Origin of the sequence: Bradyrhizobium genosp. SA-3 (assembly GCF_004212635.1) — a bacterium.
Lineage (GTDB): Bacteria > Pseudomonadota > Alphaproteobacteria > Rhizobiales > Xanthobacteraceae > Bradyrhizobium.
This window is the reverse complement of sequence record NZ_PSRT01000144.1, coordinates 1-20,080: the sequence shown is the minus strand read 5'-3', so window position 1 is coordinate 20,080 and position 20,080 is coordinate 1. Positions and strand designations below refer to the sequence as shown.

General features: G+C 63.9%; 20 protein-coding genes and 1 pseudogene. 11 read left to right on the top strand and 10 right to left on the bottom strand.

What is annotated here, in order from left to right:
- The 7 genes from CWO91_RS34755 to pncA form a co-directional block, all read right to left on the bottom strand.
- On the bottom strand, nt 1–876 hold an 876-nt coding region (locus tag CWO91_RS34755), incomplete at its 3' end, for an ABC transporter ATP-binding protein (protein ID WP_130220006.1).
- A gap of 1 nt (nt 877) precedes the next feature.
- Complete coding sequence (locus tag CWO91_RS34750) at nt 878–2,515, bottom strand: ABC transporter substrate-binding protein (RefSeq protein ID WP_130220005.1); 1,638 nt, start codon at nt 2,513–2,515, stop codon at nt 878–880.
- Nucleotides 2,516–2,545: 30 nt separating this feature from the next.
- Nucleotides 2,546–3,361, bottom strand: a complete 816-nt coding sequence (locus tag CWO91_RS34745; protein ID WP_130220004.1) for a sugar phosphate isomerase/epimerase family protein — start codon at nt 3,359–3,361, stop codon at nt 2,546–2,548.
- A 602-nt stretch (nt 3,362–3,963) separates the two neighbouring features.
- On the bottom strand, nt 3,964–4,347 hold the full coding sequence (locus tag CWO91_RS34740) for a GrlR family regulatory protein (RefSeq protein ID WP_164939254.1): 384 nt from the start codon (nt 4,345–4,347) through the stop codon (nt 3,964–3,966).
- 35 nt (nt 4,348–4,382) lie between these two features.
- A complete protein-coding gene (locus tag CWO91_RS34735) occupies nt 4,383–6,416 on the bottom strand; it encodes an NAD(+) synthase (protein WP_130220008.1) in 2,034 nt (677 codons plus the stop codon).
- 156 nt (nt 6,417–6,572) lie between these two features.
- Complete coding sequence (locus CWO91_RS34730; protein WP_130220002.1) at nt 6,573–7,688, bottom strand: alpha/beta fold hydrolase; 1,116 nt, start codon at nt 7,686–7,688, stop codon at nt 6,573–6,575.
- A 16-nt stretch (nt 7,689–7,704) separates the two neighbouring features.
- The gene (pncA, locus tag CWO91_RS34725; RefSeq protein WP_130220001.1) at nt 7,705–8,343 is read right to left on the bottom strand and encodes a bifunctional nicotinamidase/pyrazinamidase; all 639 of its coding nucleotides are present in this window, start codon (nt 8,341–8,343) and stop codon (nt 7,705–7,707) included.
- A 260-nt stretch (nt 8,344–8,603) separates the two neighbouring features.
- On the opposite strand from pncA, the gene glk reads away from it, so the two are divergent.
- The 3 genes from glk (at nt 8,604) to CWO91_RS43415 (ending at nt 10,238) form a co-directional block, all read left to right on the top strand.
- A complete protein-coding gene (gene glk / locus CWO91_RS34720) occupies nt 8,604–9,590 on the top strand; it encodes a glucokinase (protein ID WP_130220007.1) in 987 nt (328 codons plus the stop codon).
- A gap of 144 nt (nt 9,591–9,734) precedes the next feature.
- Complete coding sequence (locus tag CWO91_RS34715; protein ID WP_130220000.1) at nt 9,735–9,938, top strand: hypothetical protein; 204 nt, start codon at nt 9,735–9,737, stop codon at nt 9,936–9,938.
- Nucleotides 9,939–10,082: 144 nt separating this feature from the next.
- Nucleotides 10,083–10,238: a hypothetical protein gene (locus tag CWO91_RS43415; protein WP_165405926.1), complete on the top strand. Its 156-nt coding sequence runs from the start codon at nt 10,083–10,085 to the stop codon at nt 10,236–10,238.
- 102 nt (nt 10,239–10,340) lie between these two features.
- On the opposite strand, the gene CWO91_RS34710 is transcribed toward CWO91_RS43415, so the two are convergent.
- Nucleotides 10,341–10,718: a response regulator gene (locus CWO91_RS34710; protein WP_130219999.1), complete on the bottom strand. Its 378-nt coding sequence runs from the start codon at nt 10,716–10,718 to the stop codon at nt 10,341–10,343.
- A 112-nt stretch (nt 10,719–10,830) separates the two neighbouring features.
- Nucleotides 10,831–11,619 (bottom strand): Spy/CpxP family protein refolding chaperone, encoded by a 789-nt coding sequence (locus CWO91_RS34705; RefSeq protein WP_130219998.1) that lies wholly within the window; start codon nt 11,617–11,619, stop codon nt 10,831–10,833.
- Between the two features lie 491 nt (nt 11,620–12,110).
- On the opposite strand from CWO91_RS34705, the gene CWO91_RS34700 reads away from it, so the two are divergent.
- The 6 genes from CWO91_RS34700 (at nt 12,111) to CWO91_RS43410 (ending at nt 18,211) form a co-directional block, all read left to right on the top strand.
- A complete protein-coding gene (locus CWO91_RS34700) occupies nt 12,111–13,451 on the top strand; it encodes an ABC transporter substrate-binding protein (RefSeq protein WP_130219997.1) in 1,341 nt (446 codons plus the stop codon).
- A gap of 137 nt (nt 13,452–13,588) precedes the next feature.
- Nucleotides 13,589–14,527 (top strand): carbohydrate ABC transporter permease, encoded by a 939-nt coding sequence (locus CWO91_RS34695; protein WP_128933864.1) that lies wholly within the window; start codon nt 13,589–13,591, stop codon nt 14,525–14,527.
- The gene (locus CWO91_RS34690; RefSeq protein WP_128941712.1) at nt 14,527–15,438 is read left to right on the top strand and encodes a carbohydrate ABC transporter permease; all 912 of its coding nucleotides are present in this window, start codon (nt 14,527–14,529) and stop codon (nt 15,436–15,438) included. The genes CWO91_RS34695 and CWO91_RS34690 overlap by 1 nt, the downstream gene beginning before the upstream one ends.
- A gap of 6 nt (nt 15,439–15,444) precedes the next feature.
- Nucleotides 15,445–16,545 (top strand): ABC transporter ATP-binding protein, encoded by a 1,101-nt coding sequence (locus CWO91_RS34685; RefSeq protein WP_128933862.1) that lies wholly within the window; start codon nt 15,445–15,447, stop codon nt 16,543–16,545.
- 34 nt (nt 16,546–16,579) lie between these two features.
- Nucleotides 16,580–17,569: a hydroxyacid dehydrogenase gene (locus CWO91_RS34680; protein ID WP_130219996.1), complete on the top strand. Its 990-nt coding sequence runs from the start codon at nt 16,580–16,582 to the stop codon at nt 17,567–17,569.
- A 168-nt stretch (nt 17,570–17,737) separates the two neighbouring features.
- Nucleotides 17,738–18,211, top strand: a complete 474-nt coding sequence (locus tag CWO91_RS43410) for a hypothetical protein (protein ID WP_165405925.1) — start codon at nt 17,738–17,740, stop codon at nt 18,209–18,211.
- A 67-nt stretch (nt 18,212–18,278) separates the two neighbouring features.
- Here the strand turns inward: CWO91_RS43410 and CWO91_RS34670 are convergent, their stop codons facing one another.
- Nucleotides 18,279–18,776 carry a DUF1993 domain-containing protein gene (locus CWO91_RS34670; protein ID WP_165405927.1) on the bottom strand — a complete coding sequence of 166 codons (498 nt, stop codon included), beginning with the start codon at nt 18,774–18,776 and terminating at the stop codon, nt 18,279–18,281.
- Nucleotides 18,777–18,890: 114 nt separating this feature from the next.
- Between CWO91_RS34670 and CWO91_RS34665 the strand changes: the two genes are divergently transcribed.
- A complete protein-coding gene (locus tag CWO91_RS34665) occupies nt 18,891–19,670 on the top strand; it encodes a transporter substrate-binding domain-containing protein (protein WP_130219994.1) in 780 nt (259 codons plus the stop codon).
- A 170-nt stretch (nt 19,671–19,840) separates the two neighbouring features.
- A pseudogene (locus CWO91_RS34660) lies at nt 19,841–20,080 on the top strand (DUF2147 domain-containing protein); the annotation flags it as partial.

Here is a 20,080-nt window from a genome sequence, read left to right as displayed (position 1 = left end):
CGGCTCGGCCGCCAGCGTGCAGCGTGGCGCGAAGGCGCAACCGTCAGGCATTCGCGCGGGATCGGGCACGGTGCCGGGAATGGCCGTCAGGCGCCGCCGCGGCCCATCGAGCGGCGGCAGCGCTCCGATCAGGCCCTGCGCATAGGGATGCACGGGGTCGGCGAAGAGCTGGTTGCTGGGTGCCTCCTCGACGATGCGGCCGGCATACATCACCGCGACGCGGTCGCAGTTCTCGGCGACGACGCCGAGATCGTGGCTGATCAGGACCATCGCCATGCCCATCTCGCGGCGGACCGAGCAAAGCAGCTCCAGGATCTGGGCCTGAATGGTGGCATCGAGCGCGGTGGTCGGCTCGTCCGCGATCAGCAGGTCGGGATTTCCGGCCAGCGCCATCGCTATCATGATGCGCTGAACCTGGCCGCCGGAGAATTCGTGCGGATAGGCCGACAGCCGCCGCGCCGCATCGGGAATGCCGACGAGGTCGAGCAGCCGCCGCGCTTCCGCCTTCACCGCCTCGCCGGAGAGATCACGATGCAGCGCCAGCGCTTCGCAGAGCTGCCTGCGGATGGTCAGCACCGGATTGAGCGCACTCGCCGGATCCTGGAAGATCATGGCAACCCGCCCGCCTCTGACATGGTCGAGCTCGGCGGCGGGCGCGCCAAGGATCTCACGGCCGTCGAGCAGCACCGAGCCCCTGACCTGCGCATGGCGGGGCAGCAGGCCCAGGGCGGCAAGCCATGTCACCGACTTGCCCGATCCGGACTCGCCGACGAGGCCAAGGGCCTCGCCCTTCTGCAAGCTGACGTCGACGCCGCGCAGCACCTGCACGCCGTTGAAGGCGACGCGCAAGTCCCGGATGCTGACCAGCGGCGCCACGTCAGGCCTCGAAATTGCCGGCGCGGAAATCCATCGCGAAGGCGGGCGCTGCCTTCCACTTGATCGATTTCGGCTTGGCCGTGAAGGTCGCATTCTGGTGCAGCACCGTATAGGCGGGGTCCTCGCGCTCGGCGATCTCCAGCATGCGCCGGAACGCCTTCTTGCGGGCCGCGCGATCGGTCGACGTTTCCAGGAACTCCGAGAGCTTGTTCAGCTCGGTGTTGGTCCATTCGCCGATCTGCTGCTGCTGGCCGTTCGGCCCGTGCTGGGCGACCAGCGACGACCCCGGATCGTTGAAGGCGGCCGAGTTCGACCAGTCGCGCACCGCACGGGTCGGCCCACGCTCCATGATCTGCGACCAGTTCTCCTTGGTCTCGATCTGCACGTTGAGGCCGACCGACTTCCACATCTCGACCAGCACCTGGGCGGTCGCGACTTGATTGGTGTAGTAATTGTTGAGCAGGCGGTACGGGATCGGATCGCCCTTGTAATTGGCCTGCTTCAACAGATCCTGCGCGAGCTTGGGATCATAGGCCGGCACGCTCCAGTCGGCGTTGAACATGTCGCCGTAGAATTCCCATTGCAGGCCCTTCGGCACGCGGGTGCGGCCGGCCCACAGGCTGTCGACGATCGCCTGGCGGTCGATCGCATGGGTGAAGGCGCGCCGCACGAGCGGATTGGCGAGCTGGGCATGGTTCTTGTCGAACACGGTCAGGCGGTGGTTGAGGATGGTGCCGCCCTGCACTTCGAATGCCGAATTCTTCTCGATGCCGGCGATCTGGTCCGGCGGGATGTCGCAGGCGAACTGGTATTCGCCCGAGAGCAGGCCGTTGATGCGGCTCGCGACTTCAGGCACTTCGAGGAAGCGGATGCGCTTGAGCGGCGGGCGGCCGCCCCAATATTCGTCATGCGCTTCCAGCGTCAGCGAGACGTCGGGCTTGAGCTCGACGACCTTGTAGGGACCTGTGGTGACAGGCTTGCCCGCCCAGTCGAGATAGCTCGCAGATTCTTCCCAGGCCCGGCGGTTCATGATGTCGGAGCCGTAACGCGACAGCCGGCCCTCGATCGTGACGTCGGGCGTCGCGTTGTAGAAGCGCACCGTATACTTGTCCACGGCATCGACGCGTACGAGGTCCGGCCAGATGCGGCGGGCAACGGCGGGCACATCGGGCGGCAGCTCCTTGCCGGGACGCGGCGTCGGGATCTTCTCGAAGGCCTGAATGGTGGTGCGGCTCTTGGCCTCGGTCTCGCCGAACATGCGCTCGCGGCTGAAGGAGAAAAGGACGTCTTCGGCAGTGAGCTCGTCGCCATTGTGGAACTTGACGCCCTGGCGCAGCTTCACCTCGACGGTCTGGTCGTCGATACGGCGCCATTCGGTGGCAAGGCCGGGCACGGCTTCGAGATTGCCGCGCCAATTCTTGGAGATCAGGCCTTCCCAGATCGAGGAGAAGAATACGCGCTCGCCGACGTTGGACTGCTCGCGCAGCACATCGAGCACGTTCGCATTCGTGACCTTCTGCACGGCGATGGTCACCGACGGACGGTTGTCGCCTTGCGCGATCGCAAATCGCGGCAAGAGAAGTGTGCTTGCGGCAGCGCCGCCGGATTTCAGGATGGTGCGACGGGTAAGCTTGCTCATGATTGTGATCCCTGCCCCTTGTGATGTCGGTTATTCGGCAAGCCCGAGCGCCGCGAGATGGGCTGCGCCAGCGCAGACGTCGTCGTGGTTGCGGAGTTCGAGGATCAGCCGCGGGTTGGACGTCAGCCGTCCCAGTGCGCGGAACACGGCGACCCACGGGATGCTGCCTTCGCCCGGCGCCCAGTGCCGGTCGGCAAAGCCGTCGGTGTCCTGGAGATGCACATGCGTCAGCATGTCGCCGGCGGTCTCGACGTAGTAATCGACCGGCGGCGCGCCGGTGGAGATGTGGGCGTAGTTGGCGTGCCCGGTGTCGAGCGAGACGCGGACCTTGCTACTTTCGAGCGCCTTGGCGAGGCGCACGCGGTCGCGCGGATCCTTGTCCTCGATGTTCTCGATGACGATCTCGCAGCCGATCGTCTCGGCGCGCGCGATCACCTCGGCGAGCGTCGCCTTGACGCGCTCGACAAGATTGGCGCGGTTGTCCGGATAGAGATCGAGATTGTTGTGGTCCCAGGTCGTGAACGGCGAATGGATCACCATCTGGGTCGCGCCGAGGAACTCGGCGGCATCGAGGCCCTGAAGCAGGCGCTTGGTCACGGCCTGGCGGATCATGGGATCGTGGCTGTCGATCTTGAAGCCCCAGAACGGGCCGTGAATGCCGAGCCGGCCGGTGTGGCCCGCGAGCATCTGCTTGATTTCGCCGGCGATCGCGCGCCAATCACTATCGAGCAGATCGGCGCGGAAAAAATCCTGGATCTCGAGATCGCGCTGCCGTTCCAGAAGCCAGTCGCGATGCGCGGGGATCGATTTGATGGACAATGCGGCGCCCAGCACCGGCTTCGACATGGCTTGCTCCTTGGCCGTCAGCGATGACGGGAGCAGCGCTAGACCAGTTCAATGACAGGCCGGTGAAACGCAGGTTCTTCAGCGTGAGGACATGTGGACATCCTGCCGCCGCCTGCTCGGATTCAGGCAACAAGATCGCAGCACCGATGCCGAACGAACACACGGCAAGCGTATTCATGTCCGTAGTGATCCGGAATGGAGTGCTAACCATAGTTCGCGTACATCGCCGGACATCGATCGGCGGCCACTTCCACGGGCATCACCTCTGATCGCGCAACATGGGGTTGGGGCCACATGGGGCGGGGGATTGAAGGCTGGGGCAAGGTGACGAGGTCCGGACTCCTAGGCACTCCGGACCTCGAAACTTTTCAGACACGATTTCGCGCCGTCCGGCTGTTCAGCCGGGCGGCGCGTTGTCGTTTCAGCGTCGTCTTCCGGTCCGGCACCTAAGGATATTGTTTGAGCATGATCTTTTCGGAAAACCGCTGCACACTTTTCCGGATCATGCTCCAGCGCGTCTGCGGCTCGATCGTCAGCGAACATTCTGTGCATGCTCCTGAGTGGGAAAGAGGAGCAAGCCCATCGGGCAGATCACGCCAGGCTCACATCGCCTCCTTGAGCGTGAGGCGGGCCGTGAATGTCACGGTGGTTTTCCCAACCAGCGCCATGCCTTCGACCTCGGCGCCGCCGGCCGAGTAGCCGCCCGAGAAACCGCAAGTGACCTCCCTGCCGCCGAACGCGAGCGTCTTACCCACGGCTTCGGTGTGCTGATTGACGATCATGTCGCCCCGCCACTTGCCGTTCCGGTACGTGTAGCTGCCGGTGTAATAGAAATAGCTATCGCCGCCCATGATGCGTCCGTCGCAGAGCACGACCACGCCCCTGGCCTGGCCGCGCTTGCCGTCGCGCATCTCGATATCGAAGATGTAGAGGCCGTTGACGACCCTGGCCTCCTCCCCCGCCTCTGCCCCATCTCCGGCCGACATCCAATCGTCTCCCCTATGTCGATCCGCCACACCGATCAGTTCGGCACGTTCCTTTCGAGATCCTCGAGCCATGCCGCCGCGCTCGCGTCCGACGGCGCGCGCCAGTCGCCGCGCGGCGACAATGAGCCGCCGGCCGAGACCTTCGGTGCGTTCGGCATGGCCGAGCGCTTGAACTGGCTGAAGGCGAAGAAGCGGCGCAGGAACACCTCGAGCCAGCGCCGGATCTCAGGAAGTTCGTAGGCCTTGCGCCGGTCGCTTGGGAATGCCGGCGGCCATTCGCCTTTGGCGACATCCTTCCAGGCGTGCTGCGCCATGAAGGCGATCTTGGAGGGACGCATGCCGAAGCGGAGCGTGTAGAACAGGTTGAAATCCTGCAGCTCGTAGGGCCCGACGGACGCTTCCGTGCTCTGCGGCTTCTCGCCAGGCTGCACCGGCACCAGCTCCGGAGAGATTTCGGCAGCCAGGATCGCGCCAAGCGTCCGGTTGACGTCGTCGCTGAACTGCTGCGAGGAGATCACCCAGCGGATCAGATGCTGGATCAGCGTCTTCGGCACGCCGGCATTGACGTTGTAATGCGCCATCTGGTCGCCGACGCCATAGGTGCACCAGCCGAGCGCGAGCTCGGAGAGATCGCCGGTGCCGATGACGATGCCACCGTGATGGTTGGCGAGCCGGAACAGATAGTCGGTGCGCAGGCCAGCCTGAACGTTCTCGAAGGTGACGTCGTAAACCTTCTCGCCCTTGCCAAAGGGATGGCCGATATCCTTCAGCATCTGCGTGGCCGTGGTGCGGATGTCGAGCTCCCGCCAGGTCGTCTGCAGCGCCTGCATCAGCGCCAGCCCGTTGGTCTTGCTTTCGCTGCCGGTGGCAAAGCCCGGCATGGTGAAGGCGAGAATGTTTTCGCGCGGCAGGCCGAGCAGATCGACCGCCTTGGCGGCGACGATCAATGCATGGGTGGAATCGAGCCCGCCCGAGACGCCGATCACGACGCGCTTGGTGCCGGTGGCGCGCAACCGCTGCACGAGGCCGGCAACCTGGATGTTGTAGGCCTCATAGCAATCCTGCTCGAGCAGGCTCTCGTCGCTCGGCACGAAGGGAAAGCGCTCGACCTTGCGCAGGAAGCCGATGTCGGCGGCCGGCGGCTTCAGCGCGAATGTCACCTTGCGGAAAAACGCCTCGCGCTGGCGGCGGTTGTCGTCGAACGTACCGATCAGCGCGCGTTCCTGCCTGAGCAGGTCGAGATCGACGTCGGCATACGTGATCTGGCCGCCCTGGCGGAACCGCTCGCCCTCGGCCAGCAGCACGCCATTCTCGTGGATCGAGGTCTGGCCGTCCCAGGCGAGATCGGTGGTCGATTCCCCTGCTCCGGCGGCGGAATAGACGTAGGCCGCGAGGCAGCGCGCCGATGTCGATTGGCAAAGCAACGCGCGCGAGCGCGCCCGGCCGATCGTGATGGGGCTGCCCGAGAGATTGATCAGCACGCTGGCGCCCGCGAGCGCGAGCTCGGAAGCCGGCGTCACCGGGATCCACATGTCCTCGCAGATCTCGACGCCGATGGTGAGGCCCGGGACGTCCTCGGCCGAGAACAGAAGATCGACACCGAACGGAGCATGCAACCCGCCAAAGGAGATCGTCTCGCCGGCGATGCCGGCGCCGGAGGCGAAATGCCGTCCCTCGTAGAATTCGCGATAGGTCGGCAGGTAGCTCTTGGGTACGACGCCGAGGACGTTGCCGCGATGAATAACGACGGCGCAATTGTAGATGCGATTGCCAAAGCGCAGCGGCGCGCCGACGATCAGGACCGTCATCAGCGCTGAGGAGGCCTTGACGATCGTCACAAGCCCGCGCTCGACCGCATCGAGCAGCGGGTCCTGCTTGACCAGATCCTCGATCGCATAGCCGGACAGGCACAGCTCGGGAAACACGGCAACCGCCGCCGACTGTTCGTGGCAGGCATTGGCCGCGGCCAGAATGGCCTTCGCATTGGCCGAGGGATCGGCCACGTGGGACGTGGCGACGCAGGCCGCCACGCGCGCAAATCCGTGGGCGTAGATCGAGTGGAAATTCATCGAGCGCTGTACCTTCAATCCCTTGCAATCTCTTGCGCCGCCGACCGCAGCCGTCAGCTCCACATCATATGTAGCCCATCGACCGGGGCCGGTGCAGGCCATCCGCCGTCATGCATAACGGATTTGCATATCGGCCGGCCGGCGCCCGCGACGTCGTCAGGCACTGCGGGCCAAGACCCCGGACAGATCGTTGCGCAGCCAATCGGCGATCCGGGGCCAGGCATGGACGTGGGTTCGCGCCCCCATGAACAGGCCGAGATGATTGCTCGGCTCGGAGGCTGCCGCAATGAAAGCCGGCGGCGTGCCGACGAGACCCGCGGTGGCGAGTGCCTGCACAGCCGGCACGACATCGTCGTCCAGCCCGGCCAGCAGGAAGACCGGCGCCTTGACGTCCTTCAGGTCAACCGGGCGGCCGAGCGCGACGAATTGGCCGCCGGCAATCCGGTTCTCCCGGAAAATCCAGTTGACGATCTGAAGGTAATAGGTGCCCGGCAAATCGAGCGTCTCGGTATTCCAGTGATCGAAGCGCGCGAGCAGGCTCGCGCCCTCCTCGTCCGAGAGCCCCCTCTGCAACGCCATTTCGATATCGTCGTAGCGCGGCGCTTTGTTCCAGAAGCGCAGCATCTCCTCGCCGCTGACATTGCCGCCGCCGCGTGCGACGAGCTGGTCGTAGACCAGCTCGGGCGCGTTGCGGGCGAGCCGCGACAGCGCCGAGTCGATCGATAGATCGACGGGAGCGCCGACCAGGACCAGCCGCCGCACCTTGGCCGGAAAGCGTGCCGCGTAGAGCAGCGATAGCCAGCCGCCCTGGCACAGCCCGACGAGATCGACCGGTGCGCCGATCTCGTCGATGGCGACGTTGAGATCGGTAAGATAGCTGTCGATCGAGAGATAGCGCATCTCCGGCGTGGCTGACCGCCAGTCGGTGAGATAGACGCGGTCGATGCCGCCATTTTGCAGCGACTGCACCACGCTGTGGCCGGGCGCGAAGTCGGCGATCAGGGCCCGGTGCAGCGCATAGGGCGCGCAGACCAGCGCCGGCTGGCCGGACCGCGTCTGCGTGAAATCGCGCAGGCGCATGGTCGCAAGCTCCAGCGCGACCGTGCTGGGCGTCGGCCACGGCAGGCTGCTCACGCCCTGCTCCGCAGCTCCGCGCTCCAGCCACCAGAAACAGGCGTCCATGGCGAGCCGCGCCGCCGTAAACGGCCACAGCAACGGATCATCCGGCGCATGCCCTGGTCCGCGTGGCTGTTTGCCGGTCTTCTCCACCATGGCTATCTCAATATCCTCACAGGAACGCCTCGAGGCTCACGACCGAAATGCCGCGATCCCTAAAACTCCGATGCGTCGCGGCCATGGAGCCGTCGAGATCGATGCCGCGACAGGCATCCTCGACGACGGCGACCTCGAAGCCTGCCTGGCGGGCGTCCTCCGCCGAGAAGCGAACACAGAAGTCCAGCGCCAGACCAGCGACGAAGACGGTCTTCAGCTCGCGCTCGCGCAAATAACCGAGCAGTCCGGTCGGCGTCTTATGGTCGTTCTCAAACAGCGCCGAATAGGAATCGATGCCGCGGCGAAAGCCCTTGCGCACCACCAGGCTCGCCCTGACAACGTCGAGCTCGCGGTGGAATTCAGCCCCCGCCGTCCCCTGCACGCAATGAGAGGGCCAAAGCACCTGGGTGCCGTAGTCGAGCTCGATGGTCTCGAACGGCTGCTTGCCGGCATGGTTCGTCGCGAATGACACGTGATCACGCGGATGCCAGTCCTGGGTCAGCACCACATTGGCGAATTTTTGGGCGACTCGGTTGATGGCGGGGACGACCTTTTCACCGCCGGGAACGGCGAGCGCTCCGCCGGTGCAGAAGTCGTTCTGCACGTCAATCGCCAGCAGCACGTCACGGTCGGAGATCTTCATGCAAGGCCTCATTCCAGCCGTCCGGGGCCTGCAGGCACCGAGACGCTCGTCTCCAATGTCGATCTTCCCGCGCGGCTTCGCAACCATCGAACGCGCGGTGCGGCTTGTTAGAATGGACCGATCGTTCCTGAAATGAAACGGTTTGGGCTGGTCCGTGTTGACTAGCGGCACCCAAGGGCGGATTCTCATGCGTCCGCACCCATGCGGACCGCGTCGACGGAGTGGAGGAAAAGGGTTCCCGTGGCCTGCACGGCAGCGGCAGCCATATGGTCATGACGATCGGCAAGACAGGACAGATTCTTCTCGCCGATATCGGCGGCACCAACGCGCGCTTCGCGCTGAGCCAGGCCGAATCCAGCGACGGCGATCCGGCCGGACCGATCGACTATGTGAAGGTCGCCGACTTCCCGACCGTCCGGGAGGCCATCGTCGATGTTCTCGGACGCCAGTCCGGCGCCGAGCAGCCCCGAAGAGCCGTGCTGGCGGTGGCGGGCCCCGTGACCAACAATCGCTGCGTCATGACCAACAGTCCGTGGGTCATCGATGGCAACGAGCTGCAACCTGCGCTCGGCTTTGACAGCGTCCACGTGCTCAACGACTTCGAAGTGATGGCCTGGTCCCTTCCCGCCTTGCAGCCTGCCGACCTGATCCCGCTTGGCGGACAGGATGGCCTGCCCGGAGAGCCGTTGCTGGTGATCGGGCCCGGAACCGGTTTTGGCGTGTCCTGTCTGGTCGAGCGCCATGGCGCACGGCTGGCGGTCGTGACCGAGGCCGGTCACGCCACCCTGCCGGCCGAGAACGAGCGCGAGGAACGCGTGATCGCCTGTCTGCGCAAGCGCCTCGGCCATGTCTCGATCGAGCGTGGCGCGCTCTCGGGTTCCGGCCTGCAAAGCCTCTATGAGGCCCTGGCGGAGGTCGACGGCGCCCAGGTGCCGCATCGCGATCCTGCCGCCATTACCAAAGCCGCGCTGGAGGGCAATTGCTCCGTCAGCCGCGCGACGCTCGACATGTTTTGCGCCATCCTCGGCTCGGTCGCGGGCAATCTCGCAGTGACCTTCGGCGCCCGCGGCGGCGTCTATATCGCCGGCGGAATCGTGCCGCGTTTTCCGGAATTCCTCGCGGCGTCCGCATTCCGGGCACGCTTCGAGGCCAAGGGACGCTTCCAGGATTACTTGCGCAACATCCCGACCAGGCTGGTGATCAAGCCTGATGCAAGCTTCGTCGGCCTCAAGATGTTCGCCGAGCACAATCCAAATTGAGGGACGAAGCGCCCTTCTCGCGGGTTCCAGTAATTCACAGCTGATTGCAGCGGTCACGCAATTCTACGCAGGATCGTGCTTGCCTGCGCGTGTCCGATGCGAAACAATCCTGCCTGTGTGTGGCGTAGTTGCGGGGGGCGTGGCATGCGTAAACAGGATTTGGGTTTCGACTATCACCGCTACCACCGCCTGCTGCGCGAGGCGGATAACGAAGACAAGCGGCTGGCCTTGATCGAGCTCTTGATCGAGGAAAAGGCAAGAGACCGGCTGGCTGCCCAGCGCGCCTCGGATCGCGCAGCCATGACGGCCCGTACCATTGCCACGGTGCTGAGGAACGGTCGCACCTGAGACTTGCGAGCTCCTCCCGACGCGTGAGAACACGGGGTGATTGCGACTTCGTTAACGATGCCTCGCAATCTGACGTCAAACTTTTTGCTCTAAGAATTCCCTCACCTGAGGCAAATCAGGGTCAACATAAGGGGGAAAGTGAACATGAGCATGATTTCGCTCGCCGTGATGCCGGCCGCCGTCGAAGCGCGGTTCGCCGATTTTTCGTTCAAGACCATCTTGCTGTTCTGCTGCACGGGCCTGGCCGTCTCGTTCGGCCTGATCGCGCGTGGCATCGATCTCAGCGCCGGTCTGATCTGACAGCGCGCCGAGCTCTTTCGCCAAATGGCCGCCCCCGACGGGCGGCCATTTTCGTTGGTGCGGCGTCTTCGCCGTCACCGAGTGCGGCGTCTACGCCGTCACTCAGTGCGACGTCTTCTCTGTGGCTTCCGGAAACATCGAATCGATCATCGCCTTGAGCTGATCTATTGCGATCGGCTTGCGCAGGATCGGCCTGCGCCGGAGCAAGGACGGCAGCAGCTCCGGCCCGTAGCCTGTCGCGAACAGGAACGGTTTTCCACGGCGCTCGATCAGGTCGGCGACGGGATCGACGTAAACGCCCATGAGATTGATGTCGAGGATGGCCAGATCGTATTGCGCGGTCATGGCAAAGGCGCTGGCGTCGCGGACATTGTCCGCTTCCGCGACGACGTGGTGGCCGAGTTCCTCCACCATGTCCGCGATCATCATCCGGATCAACGCCTCGTCTTCGACCAGGAAAACGGAGAGTCTTTCCGCCATATCAACCCCGCAGTCAGCCTTACGAAGCTAACCATAACCGAATTGCGGAGAGGATTCACGAATTCGTGGCAGGCGCCGTTAATTCAGGCGCGCCCGATCCGATTCAACTTGATCAATCCAGTCCCCGCTCGTGGCTCAGGCGCACCATCTCCTGAATGAAGACCTGCTTCTGCTTGTCATCGAGGCTCGAATAGAGCGGCTCGGCGGCGTCGGCGACGTTACGCTGGTCGGCGGCCCGGTCGATCAGGAACTGCGCCTCATTGCGCATCTGCTCGATGATGTCGTCGGGCGGATCCCGCTTGGCGCGGGCAACCCGAAGGTTGAGCCGCTCTGCACCATTGTGCCCCAGGTAGTGCATGGCGCTCGAGAAACCGTACCAGTGCTTCTCCTGATCAGGCGTGAGGTTCAGTTCGGTCTTGATCCGCTCGATGTAGGAATCGCTGTTGGCGACGATCTGTTCCGCGGTCTGCAGCGGTGCGCCGCTCTGGGTCAGAACCGTAACATCCTTATTGTCCTTGTTGTCGGTGCCATTCGGCGGGGCGTTCTTCGCCTCCTTGCTCGCTTTGGCGCCCTTGCCCGCCTTGGCGGTCTTGGCATCCTTGTCCTTGCCGCCCGGCTGCTTGGAATCCTTGCTCGCGTCCTTGGGCGGCGGTGCCTGATTGCCATTGTTGCCGACGCCGAGCACGCCGGTGAAGACGCCCACCACGCCGCCGATGGCGCCGCCGAGCACGCCGCCGACCGGACCTGCCGCCTTGTTTCCGGCCGCCGCTCCCTCCTGAACGCCTTTGACCAGACCTTGAGCATTCGCCACCGCGGCTGCGCCGAGCAGCAGCGCGAGCACCGACCCCAGCGCAAACCATCGTCGCAGGTGAAGCCGCGCTGGCGGCGCCAGTTTGATCATTCTCGTCTCCATCGTCGATCTGCTCGCCTGTCGGGCGAGAGCCCCATGGCAATTGCAACTCTATCGTTTCCGCCGCGCCGAGGTCCAGACGCGGACATTTGCTGTCCACGTCGGAAAAGTCTTTCGCGCGAAGCGGTTATGCAGGCTTATTCGAAACTGCGGCGTAATTGCGCACGGATCATTCGAGCCCGGTTGGTCAGAGTGTGTGCGTCGCAAAATGAATGCCCGCGGTTCGCCTGCAACGCATGGTCCTGAATGCGACCACGACGGTGCCGGGCACACCCTTAGTTCTAGACGAGGAGCCGTTCGGCTTTCTCGACAGACGCGATCAATCATGATCTGATCGCGCTACCAATTTGCTGCGACCTGCGTGAATTGCCGACGCGGGCCGGCGGCACCAAGACGGCACTAATAAGAAAATCCAACAAGAACTCGAAGAAAGAAGTCTCTCAGAGGAAACTCCAACAACAACACCCAGGCGAGGAAACGAGATGTCACGCAAGACACTGACGCGACGTCAATTTGTGGCTGCCACTGCAATGTCCTCCGCGGCGCTGATCACGGCGCCCTATGTCCGGGGCGCCTACGCCGCCGGCAAGCTCTCGATCGGCTTCTGGGACCATTGGGTGCCGGGCGCCAACAAGGCCTCGACCGATCTCGTCAACGAATGGGCCGCGAAGGAGAAGGTCGAAGTTTCCATCGACTACATCACCAGCAACAACAAGAAGATCGAGCTGACCGCCGCGGCCGAAGCCCAGGCCAAGTCGGGTCATGACATTCTGCAGATGCCGAGCTGGTGGCCGCATGCCTATGCCGAGAATCTCGAGCCGCTCAACGACGTCATGGAGCCGCTCCTCAAGCAGAATGGCGAGGTGAACGGCACCGTCAAATATCTCGGGCAGTCGGGCGGCAAATGGCTCGCGGTGCCCGCGACTCCCGGCAGCCAGATCAAGGGCCCCTGCTCCCGCATCGATCTGATGAAGCAGCACGCCGGCATCGACGTGCAGGAGATGTATCCGGCCGGCGGTCCGCCCAAGGTCGAAAACTGGACCATGGAGACCTTCCTGAAGGCGGCCGAGGCTTGCCATAAGGCGGGCTTCGCGTTCGGCATCGGTCTCGGCGAGACCACCGACAGCGTGGACACGGCCGGCGCAATTTTCCAGTCGTTCGGCGCCGAACTCGTCAACGCCAAGGGCGATATCACGGTGAAGACCGATCAGGTTCGTCAGGCCATGGAGTTCTACAAGAAGCTGATCGCCTTCCTGCCGCCGGATGCACCGTCCTGGGACGACGCCTCGAACAACAAATGGCTGATCTCGGGCCGCGGCGCGATGATCCTCAATCCGCCGAGCGCCTGGGCCGTTGCCAAGCGCGATGCGCCGCAGGTCGCCGAGCAGTGCTGGACGCACGGTTTCCCGTCCGGTCCGAAGGGACGGTTCGCACCGTACCTGCCTTACTTCTGGGGCGTCTGGAGCTTCGGCAAGAACAAGGAGGCGGCCAAGAGCCTGCTCGTTCACCTGTCCGCGCCATCATCGATCGAGAAGTTCGTCGCAGTGAGCGGCGGCTATGACCTGCCGGCCTACGCGAACATGACCAAGTTCAAGACCTGGGCGGAAGAAGGACCGCCGAAGGGAACGCTCTTCCACTATCCGGACCCGTACAAGCATCAGACGCTGTCGATCGCGGCGTCGCCGGCGCCGCCCAAGGTCGCGCAGCAGATCTACTTCCAGGCGACGCTGACCAAGATGGCGCTGCGTTATGCGCGGGGCGAGACGATGGAGCAGGCGCTCGCCTGGGCCGAGGGCGAGTGCGAAGGCTTCATGCGGAGCTAGGCCGGGGAGTGACAGGGCGGCTCGCGCCACGTGCGTGAGCCGCCCGGGCTCCGTGGTCCAATCCGCCCGGCCGTGAAACCGCATGGCCGGCTTCCCGGTTGGACAGCAGACAAGAAGACTGACCCAAGGACTCTGACATGGCCGATGTCGTCGTTGAGCGAGCTCGCGTTGCCCGTGGGGCTGGCGCCCGCAGGGGATCGAGCCTGCGCAATGCGCTCGGGCGAAAATCGACGGTTGCGTTCTTCCTGACGCTGCCGCTGATCCTCCTGATCGCGCTGCTCGTGCTCTACCCCGCCTTCTACTCCGTTCATCTGGCGACGCTGAACAAGTCGATGACGAAGTTCGTCGGCTTCGGCAACTTCACCTTCCTGTTCAAGCGCGAGACGTTCTGGATGGTGGTGGAGCAGTCCTGCATCTTCGCGATCACGGCCGTGATCTTCAAGGCGCTGATCGGCTTCATCGTCGCGCATTTCGTCCACAACATTCCCGCCAAGGGCCAGCGCAAATGGCGCGGCATGCTGCTGGTGCCCTGGGTGATCCCGCCGGCGATGAGCACGCTGGCCTGGCTGTGGCTGTTCGACCCTTCCTACAGCGCCTTCAATTATACGCTGTCCTTCTTCGGCGTCGGCCCGATCCCCTGGCTCGGCGACACTTTCTGGGCACGGTTCTCCGTCATCCTCGTCAACGTCTGGTACGGCGCGCCGTTCTTCATGATCATGTATCTGGCCGCGCTGAAATCCGTGCCCGATCAGCTCTATGAGGCCGCGGCGATCGACGGCGCCAATTGGTGGCAGCGGATCTGGTACGTCACCTTGCCTATGATGCGTAACATCATCGCAATCACCACCCTGTTCTCGCTGATTGTCACGTTCGCCAATTTCGACATCGTGCGCATCCTGACCTCAGGCGGTCCGCTGGATACGACGCATCTGTTCGCCACCTGGGCGTTCCAGGTCGGCATCCAGAGCAACGATATTCCGCTCGGCGCGTGCGTCTCGCTGTTCATGGTGCCGATCCTTGCCGTCGCAGCGATCTTCATCCTGCGCGATGTCTCCAAACGCGGGAACGAAGCCTGATGAGCTCACTTGCAATCGACAAGGCCGGCCCCACCCGCAAGGTCAAGTATGGCAGCATGAGCCGCGACCGCGCCTGGGCGCTGCGCTGGTCTTATTTCTTCCTGGTGCTGTTTGCGATCTTCTTCCTGACGCCGCCGGTCTACATGCTGATCACCTCGCTCAAGAGCAGTGCGGAGATCTCGGCGGCGACGAACCCCTGGTGGGTGTTCCATCCGACACTGTCGAACTATGTCGAACTCCTGACATCGAACCAGTTTTTGCGCTTCTTCTGGAATTCGTCGATCGTGGCGATCGCGGTCGTGATCATCACGATGCTGATCAGCATCCCCGCGGCCTTCGCGCTGGCGCGGATGAAGTTCTGGGGCTCGGCGACGCTCGCCACGGGCGTCTTCCTCACCTACCTGATCCCGGACAGCCTTTTGTTCATTCCGCTGTTCAAGATGCTCGCGGTCTTTCAGGACTATACCGGCATCACGCTGCTCAACAGATGGTACGTCCTGCTGTTCATCTATCCGACGCTGACCGTGCCGTTCTGCACCTGGATCATGATCGGCTATTTCGCCTCGATCCCGAAGGAGCTCGATGAGGCCGCCCTCATCGACGGTGCCTCCTGGCTCCAGACCCTGACGCGGATCTTCATTCCCGTCGCCCTGCCCGGCCTGATCGCCGCGACCATCTTCGCCTTCACCGTCTCCTGGGCGCAGTTCCTCTATCCCCTGGTGTTCACGACGTCGGTGGACCAGTTCGTGCTGCCTGTCGGCATCACCACGACGCTGATCAAGGGCGACGTATTCAACTGGGGGCAGATCATGACCGGCGCGCTGCTCGGCGCCGCGCCACCGCTGATCATCTACGCATTCCTGATGGACTACTACATTGCCGGCCTGACCGCCGGTGCGACAAAGGGTTGATGACTCATGGCTGACGTTGCTTTGCGGAAGGTAGTTAAACGTTACGACGATGTCGAAGCCGTGCGCGGCATCGACCTCGATATCGCCGATCACGAGTTCATCGTGCTGGTCGGCCCCTCCGGCTGCGGCAAGTCGACCACGCTGCGCATGATCGCAGGGCTCGAGGACATCAGTGACGGCGACATCATGATTGGGGGCGACGTCGTCAACGACGTGCCGCCAAAGGACCGCGACATCGCCATGGTGTTCCAGAATTACGCGCTCTACCCGCACATGACGGTCGCGGAGAACATGTCGTTCGGCCTGCGCCTGAAGCACTATCCCAAGGCCGAGATCAAAGCGCGGGTGACCGAGGCCGCCCGCCTCCTCGACATCACCGACCTGATCGACCGCAAGCCGAAGCAGCTCTCCGGTGGCCAGCGCCAGCGCGTCGCGATGGGCCGTGCCATCGTGCGCAACCCGAAAGTCTTCCTGTTCGACGAGCCGCTGTCCAATCTCGATGCCAAGCTGCGCGTACAGATGCGGATCGAGATCAAGAAAGTGCACCAGAAGGTGCGCACCACCACGGTCTACGTCACCCACGACCAGGTCGAGGCGATGACGCTGGCCGACCGCGTCGTGGTGATGAACAAGGGCCGCATCGAGCAGATCGGCACGCCGAACGAGCTCTACCACAAGCCGGCGACACGCTTCGTCGCGGGCTTCATCGGCTCGCCCGCGATGAACTTCATCCCGTGCCGGCTCGAGGATGTCGGCGGCACGCTTCAGATCCGTCTTACCGACCGTATCGCGTTCCCGCTGCCGCCGGCCCGCGCCGCACGCTACAACGCTCTGCCGCGCACCGAGAAGCTGCTGCTGGGCCTTCGCCCCGAGCACCTCACCGAGTCGCATGCGCATCTCGAGCCCGGCGTCGAGACCTTCGAGACCGTGCTCGACGTGACCGAACCGATGGGGATGGAGACGCTGGTCTATTTCGGTCTCGACGGCACGCCGGTCTGCGGCCGCGTCAATCCCAATGCCGGCGCCAAGGACGGGGCACCCATGCGTTTGGCGATGGACCTCAACAACATGCACCTGCTAAACGAGGCGTCCGGCGTCGTGTTGTGACGGCCGGACAAGAAACTCGCGCAGGCAGGGGACGATGGCGACCAACAAGAAGAAGATTTTCGTTACACAAACCTTGTCGCAAGGGGCACGCGCCCTCCTCACGCAGCGGGACGATATCGAGCTCGTCGAGTTTTCGAACCTGATCTCGGCGAAGGACTTCGAAGCCTTGCTCAAGAGCCATGCGCCGGTCCACGGCGTCGCGCTCGGCGCCACCGCCTTCGGCGAGACCGAGCTAGAGGCGTCCGGCGACATGAAGGTGGTGACCCGCATCGGCGTCGGCTACGACGCCGTCGACGTGCCCGCCCTCTCCCGCCGCAAGGTGCCGTTGATGGTCGCGGGCAGCGCGAACTCGCCCTCGGTCGCGGAAGCGGCGCTGTTCATGATGCTGACGCTGGCCAAGCGCGCGCAGGAGATGCACGCCTGCGTCAAGAACGGCAAATGGGCCGACCGGCTCGGCATGCTGCCGTTCGATCTCTACGGCAAGACCGTGCTGATCATCGGCTTCGGCCGGATCGGCAGTCGCAGCGCCGAGCGCTGCCTGGCGATGGAGATGAAGGTCCAAGTCTACGATCCCTACAAGGGAGCCGCCGAGATCAAGGCCGCGAGCTGCGAGCCCGTCGCCGATCTCGATGCCGCGCTGCCTCACGCCGATTTCGTCACCATCCACTGCCCGAAGACGCCGGAAACGACCGGCCTGTTCGATGCGGCGCGGATCGGCCGGATGAAGCCGAAATCCTATCTCATCAACACCGCGCGCGGCGGCATCGTGAAGGAGGCCGCGCTCTATGACGCGCTCACTTCCGGAAAGATCGCCGGGGCCGGCATCGACGTGTTCGAGGTGGAGCCGCCGCCGCTCAGCAACGCATTGTTCGCGCTGCCCAACGTCATCATGGCTCCGCATGTGGCCGGCGTCACCGTCGAGGCCGTTCAGCGCATGAGCGAGCAGACCGCGCGCAACATCCTGAGTGCGCTGGACGGCGATCCCATCCGGCAGAACGTCATCAATCAGGACGTGCTGGGCTGAGTGAGCCAATGGTCGGGCGGCCCGTCCGCCTCGCCTTCGGAAGGCCAGAAAGCGTCCCATTTTGGTGCAGATCGAGCCCCAACTCAGCCTTAATCAAACCCGCGTAATAAGGCTGGCCGCGGCGGCAGTGGGACAGACTGGCGCTGCGTCGAGCTGGAGGATGGACCCTTGGCAGAGATCGACCCGACTGACCACGCGCTGGCGACCATCGCCAGCATTCTGGAGCACCCCGAGCACGTTCTGGTCGTTCGCGAGACCGAGACCGAAATGGTCGTCGCCGGAGAGCGTGAGCACATGGCCGACGACGAGCGGCCAACTGTCGACGAGCATCCGGTGGTCGAGGAGCAGCCGCTGGTGCCGGAGCACACCGATGCCGACGGCTACAGCAAGATCGGCCCCGGGCCGATGGTCGCGATCCGCCTGAAATGGACGGTTCATCGCGGCGATGACGGCCAGTACTACGTCCACGAGACCATCGGCGAGCAGTCGGCCCCCGTGGTCAGCGGCCCGATGACGAGCGAAGCCGCCGTGCATTTCGTCGACGCGCAGGAGCACGAAGCGCATCGGCGCTTCGAAGAGCTGCGCAGCGAGATTGCCGGCCGCAGCTCGCTTGCCGACTATGAGCGCAAGGGCGAAGCTTAAGGCAGCTTGCAGACCGGATGTCTCTGCACCTCTACCCGTCGGGGAGAGGTGAACATCGAGCCTGGCCCTACTTGCGCCCGAGATAATCCTTCTTCACGAGCTCGACGCCGGCGTGCCGCAACAGGTCGTAGGCCGTCGTCACGTGAAAGAAGAACTGAGGGACGCTGAACGTCAGCAGCAGCGTCCGCCCGGTGAAGGGCAGCTCGGTGCCGTTCTTCAGCTTGAAGAAGACATTGCGTTCCGCCGCGGCGTCGATCGCAGCGCGCGGCAGGCTCTCGACGAATTCGATCGACGTCGCGATGCGCGCCTGAAGCCCGGCCATGTCGTGCTCCAGCACTGGCAGCGTGACCGGCTCGCGCTCGGCCAGCAAGGCCGGGGCGACCACGGCATGGCGGCAAGCCTCACCAACCTGCTGCGCCAGATCGTACATGTTCGGCGCAAGGCGCATACCGAGCAGAACCGCCGGATTGAACTTGCGGGTCTCGGCATAGGCCACGCCCTTGTCGAGCAATCCGGACAAGTTGCGCAAGTTAGGCACGAAGAGGCCAACCGAGGCCTCGTACATCGAGATCGTCACCTCTGAATTCCCTTCAATTCTGCCTCGCCAGCGACGGGCATCTGGTCTAAATCCACGCCTCAAGAGCTGCACAATGACAGCTCGGGCATGGGTGGAAAAGAGATGATCGTTCGAATCTGGGCGGCTTTGGCCGTGGCGTTGCTGGTAAATGTCTCGGCGCATGCGCAGCAGGCGCCCTCGCGCCTCGACGAGATCGTCAAGCGCGGCACATTGCGCGTCGGCATGACCGGCGACTACAAGCCCTTCACCTATCTGGACAAGACCACGCAGCAGTTCAGCGGCTTCGACGTCGACATGGCGCAGGCCCTTGGCAAGGCGCTCGGCGTCAAGGTCGAATTCGTGCCGACGGCCTGGCCGAAGCTGATGAAGGATTTCGAGGCCGACCAGTTCGACATCGCCATGGGCGGTGTCTCGGTCACGCTCGACCGGCAGAGGAAGGGCTTCTTCTCCACGCCGATCATGCGCGAGGGCAAGACGCCGATCGCGCGCTGCGCCGACGTTGGCAAGTACCAGAGCATCGCCGACATCGACAAGAAGGGCACCCGGGTCATCGTCAATCCCGGCGGCACCAACGAGCGCTTCGCGCGTGCCAACATCAAGGATGCCGAGATCACCGTCTTCGCCGACAACACCGTGATCTTCGACGAGATCGCCAAGGGCAATGCCGACCTGATGATGACGGATGCCTCCGAGACGCGCTACCAGCAGAAGCAGCATGCCGGCGTGCTCTGCGCGGTGCATCCGGAAAAGCCGTTCGACTTCTCCGAGAAGGCCTATTGGCTCCAGCGCGACATGGCGCTGAAGGCCTTCGTCGACCAGTGGCTGCATATTTCCATGGAAGACGGCAGCTACAGGAAGATCTACGCCGCCTGGTTCGATTAGGCCGCGTCGTCCTGTCGCTCGCTTCGGCCAAACTGTGGACGGGTTCCGGGCGTATTGAACCCGAACGCGTCGCAGCACGACTCATACGGATGAAAGTGATCTAGATCACTTTTTGCGATCGAACCGGAGCGTATGCGTCGGTCCGGGGACCATCTGTTCAGGAGACGGAAATGAGGAAGCTGTTGGCTACGGCCGCATTCCTGTTGGCGAGCACGGCTGCTCAGGCACAGTACACCTTCGAATATGGGGGACGCACCATCCGGATCGATCCGGACCGCGGCACGGTGCAGATTCCCGGCGTGTACGACAACACCGGCCAGGGCAAGGCCAGGAAGGCCAAGAAGAACGAGCAGGCGCCGCAGCAAGCCACGGTCGACCCGCAGGCGCCGGCTGCTGCTCCGGCCCCGGCT

Excerpts from the sequence above, each read along its gene's own strand:
- CWO91_RS34670 (WP_165405927.1), bottom strand. The coding sequence starts at position 18,776 with ATGTACGAGGCCTCGGTTGGCCTCTTCGTGCCTAACTTGCGCAACTTG.
- CWO91_RS34680 (WP_130219996.1), top strand. The coding sequence starts at position 16,580 with ATGGCGACCAACAAGAAGAAGATTTTCGTTACACAAACCTTGTCGCAA.
- pncA (WP_130220001.1), bottom strand. The coding sequence starts at position 8,343 with ATGAGGCCTTGCATGAAGATCTCCGACCGTGACGTGCTGCTGGCGATT.
- glk (WP_130220007.1), top strand. The coding sequence starts at position 8,604 with ATGACGATCGGCAAGACAGGACAGATTCTTCTCGCCGATATCGGCGGC.
- CWO91_RS34685 (WP_128933862.1), top strand. The coding sequence starts at position 15,445 with ATGGCTGACGTTGCTTTGCGGAAGGTAGTTAAACGTTACGACGATGTC.
- CWO91_RS34705 (WP_130219998.1), bottom strand. The coding sequence starts at position 11,619 with ATGATCAAACTGGCGCCGCCAGCGCGGCTTCACCTGCGACGATGGTTT.
- CWO91_RS34710 (WP_130219999.1), bottom strand. The coding sequence starts at position 10,718 with ATGGCGGAAAGACTCTCCGTTTTCCTGGTCGAAGACGAGGCGTTGATC.
- CWO91_RS34740 (WP_164939254.1), bottom strand. The coding sequence starts at position 4,347 with ATGTCGGCCGGAGATGGGGCAGAGGCGGGGGAGGAGGCCAGGGTCGTC.
- CWO91_RS34750 (WP_130220005.1), bottom strand. The coding sequence starts at position 2,515 with ATGAGCAAGCTTACCCGTCGCACCATCCTGAAATCCGGCGGCGCTGCC.
- CWO91_RS34665 (WP_130219994.1), top strand. The coding sequence starts at position 18,891 with ATGATCGTTCGAATCTGGGCGGCTTTGGCCGTGGCGTTGCTGGTAAAT.
- CWO91_RS34715 (WP_130220000.1), top strand. The coding sequence starts at position 9,735 with ATGCGTAAACAGGATTTGGGTTTCGACTATCACCGCTACCACCGCCTG.
- CWO91_RS34700 (WP_130219997.1), top strand. The coding sequence starts at position 12,111 with ATGTCACGCAAGACACTGACGCGACGTCAATTTGTGGCTGCCACTGCA.
- CWO91_RS34730 (WP_130220002.1), bottom strand. The coding sequence starts at position 7,688 with ATGGTGGAGAAGACCGGCAAACAGCCACGCGGACCAGGGCATGCGCCG.
- CWO91_RS34695 (WP_128933864.1), top strand. The coding sequence starts at position 13,589 with ATGGCCGATGTCGTCGTTGAGCGAGCTCGCGTTGCCCGTGGGGCTGGC.
- CWO91_RS34690 (WP_128941712.1), top strand. The coding sequence starts at position 14,527 with ATGAGCTCACTTGCAATCGACAAGGCCGGCCCCACCCGCAAGGTCAAG.
- CWO91_RS34745 (WP_130220004.1), bottom strand. The coding sequence starts at position 3,361 with ATGTCGAAGCCGGTGCTGGGCGCCGCATTGTCCATCAAATCGATCCCC.
- CWO91_RS43415 (WP_165405926.1), top strand. The coding sequence starts at position 10,083 with ATGAGCATGATTTCGCTCGCCGTGATGCCGGCCGCCGTCGAAGCGCGG.
- CWO91_RS34735 (WP_130220008.1), bottom strand. The coding sequence starts at position 6,416 with ATGAATTTCCACTCGATCTACGCCCACGGATTTGCGCGCGTGGCGGCC.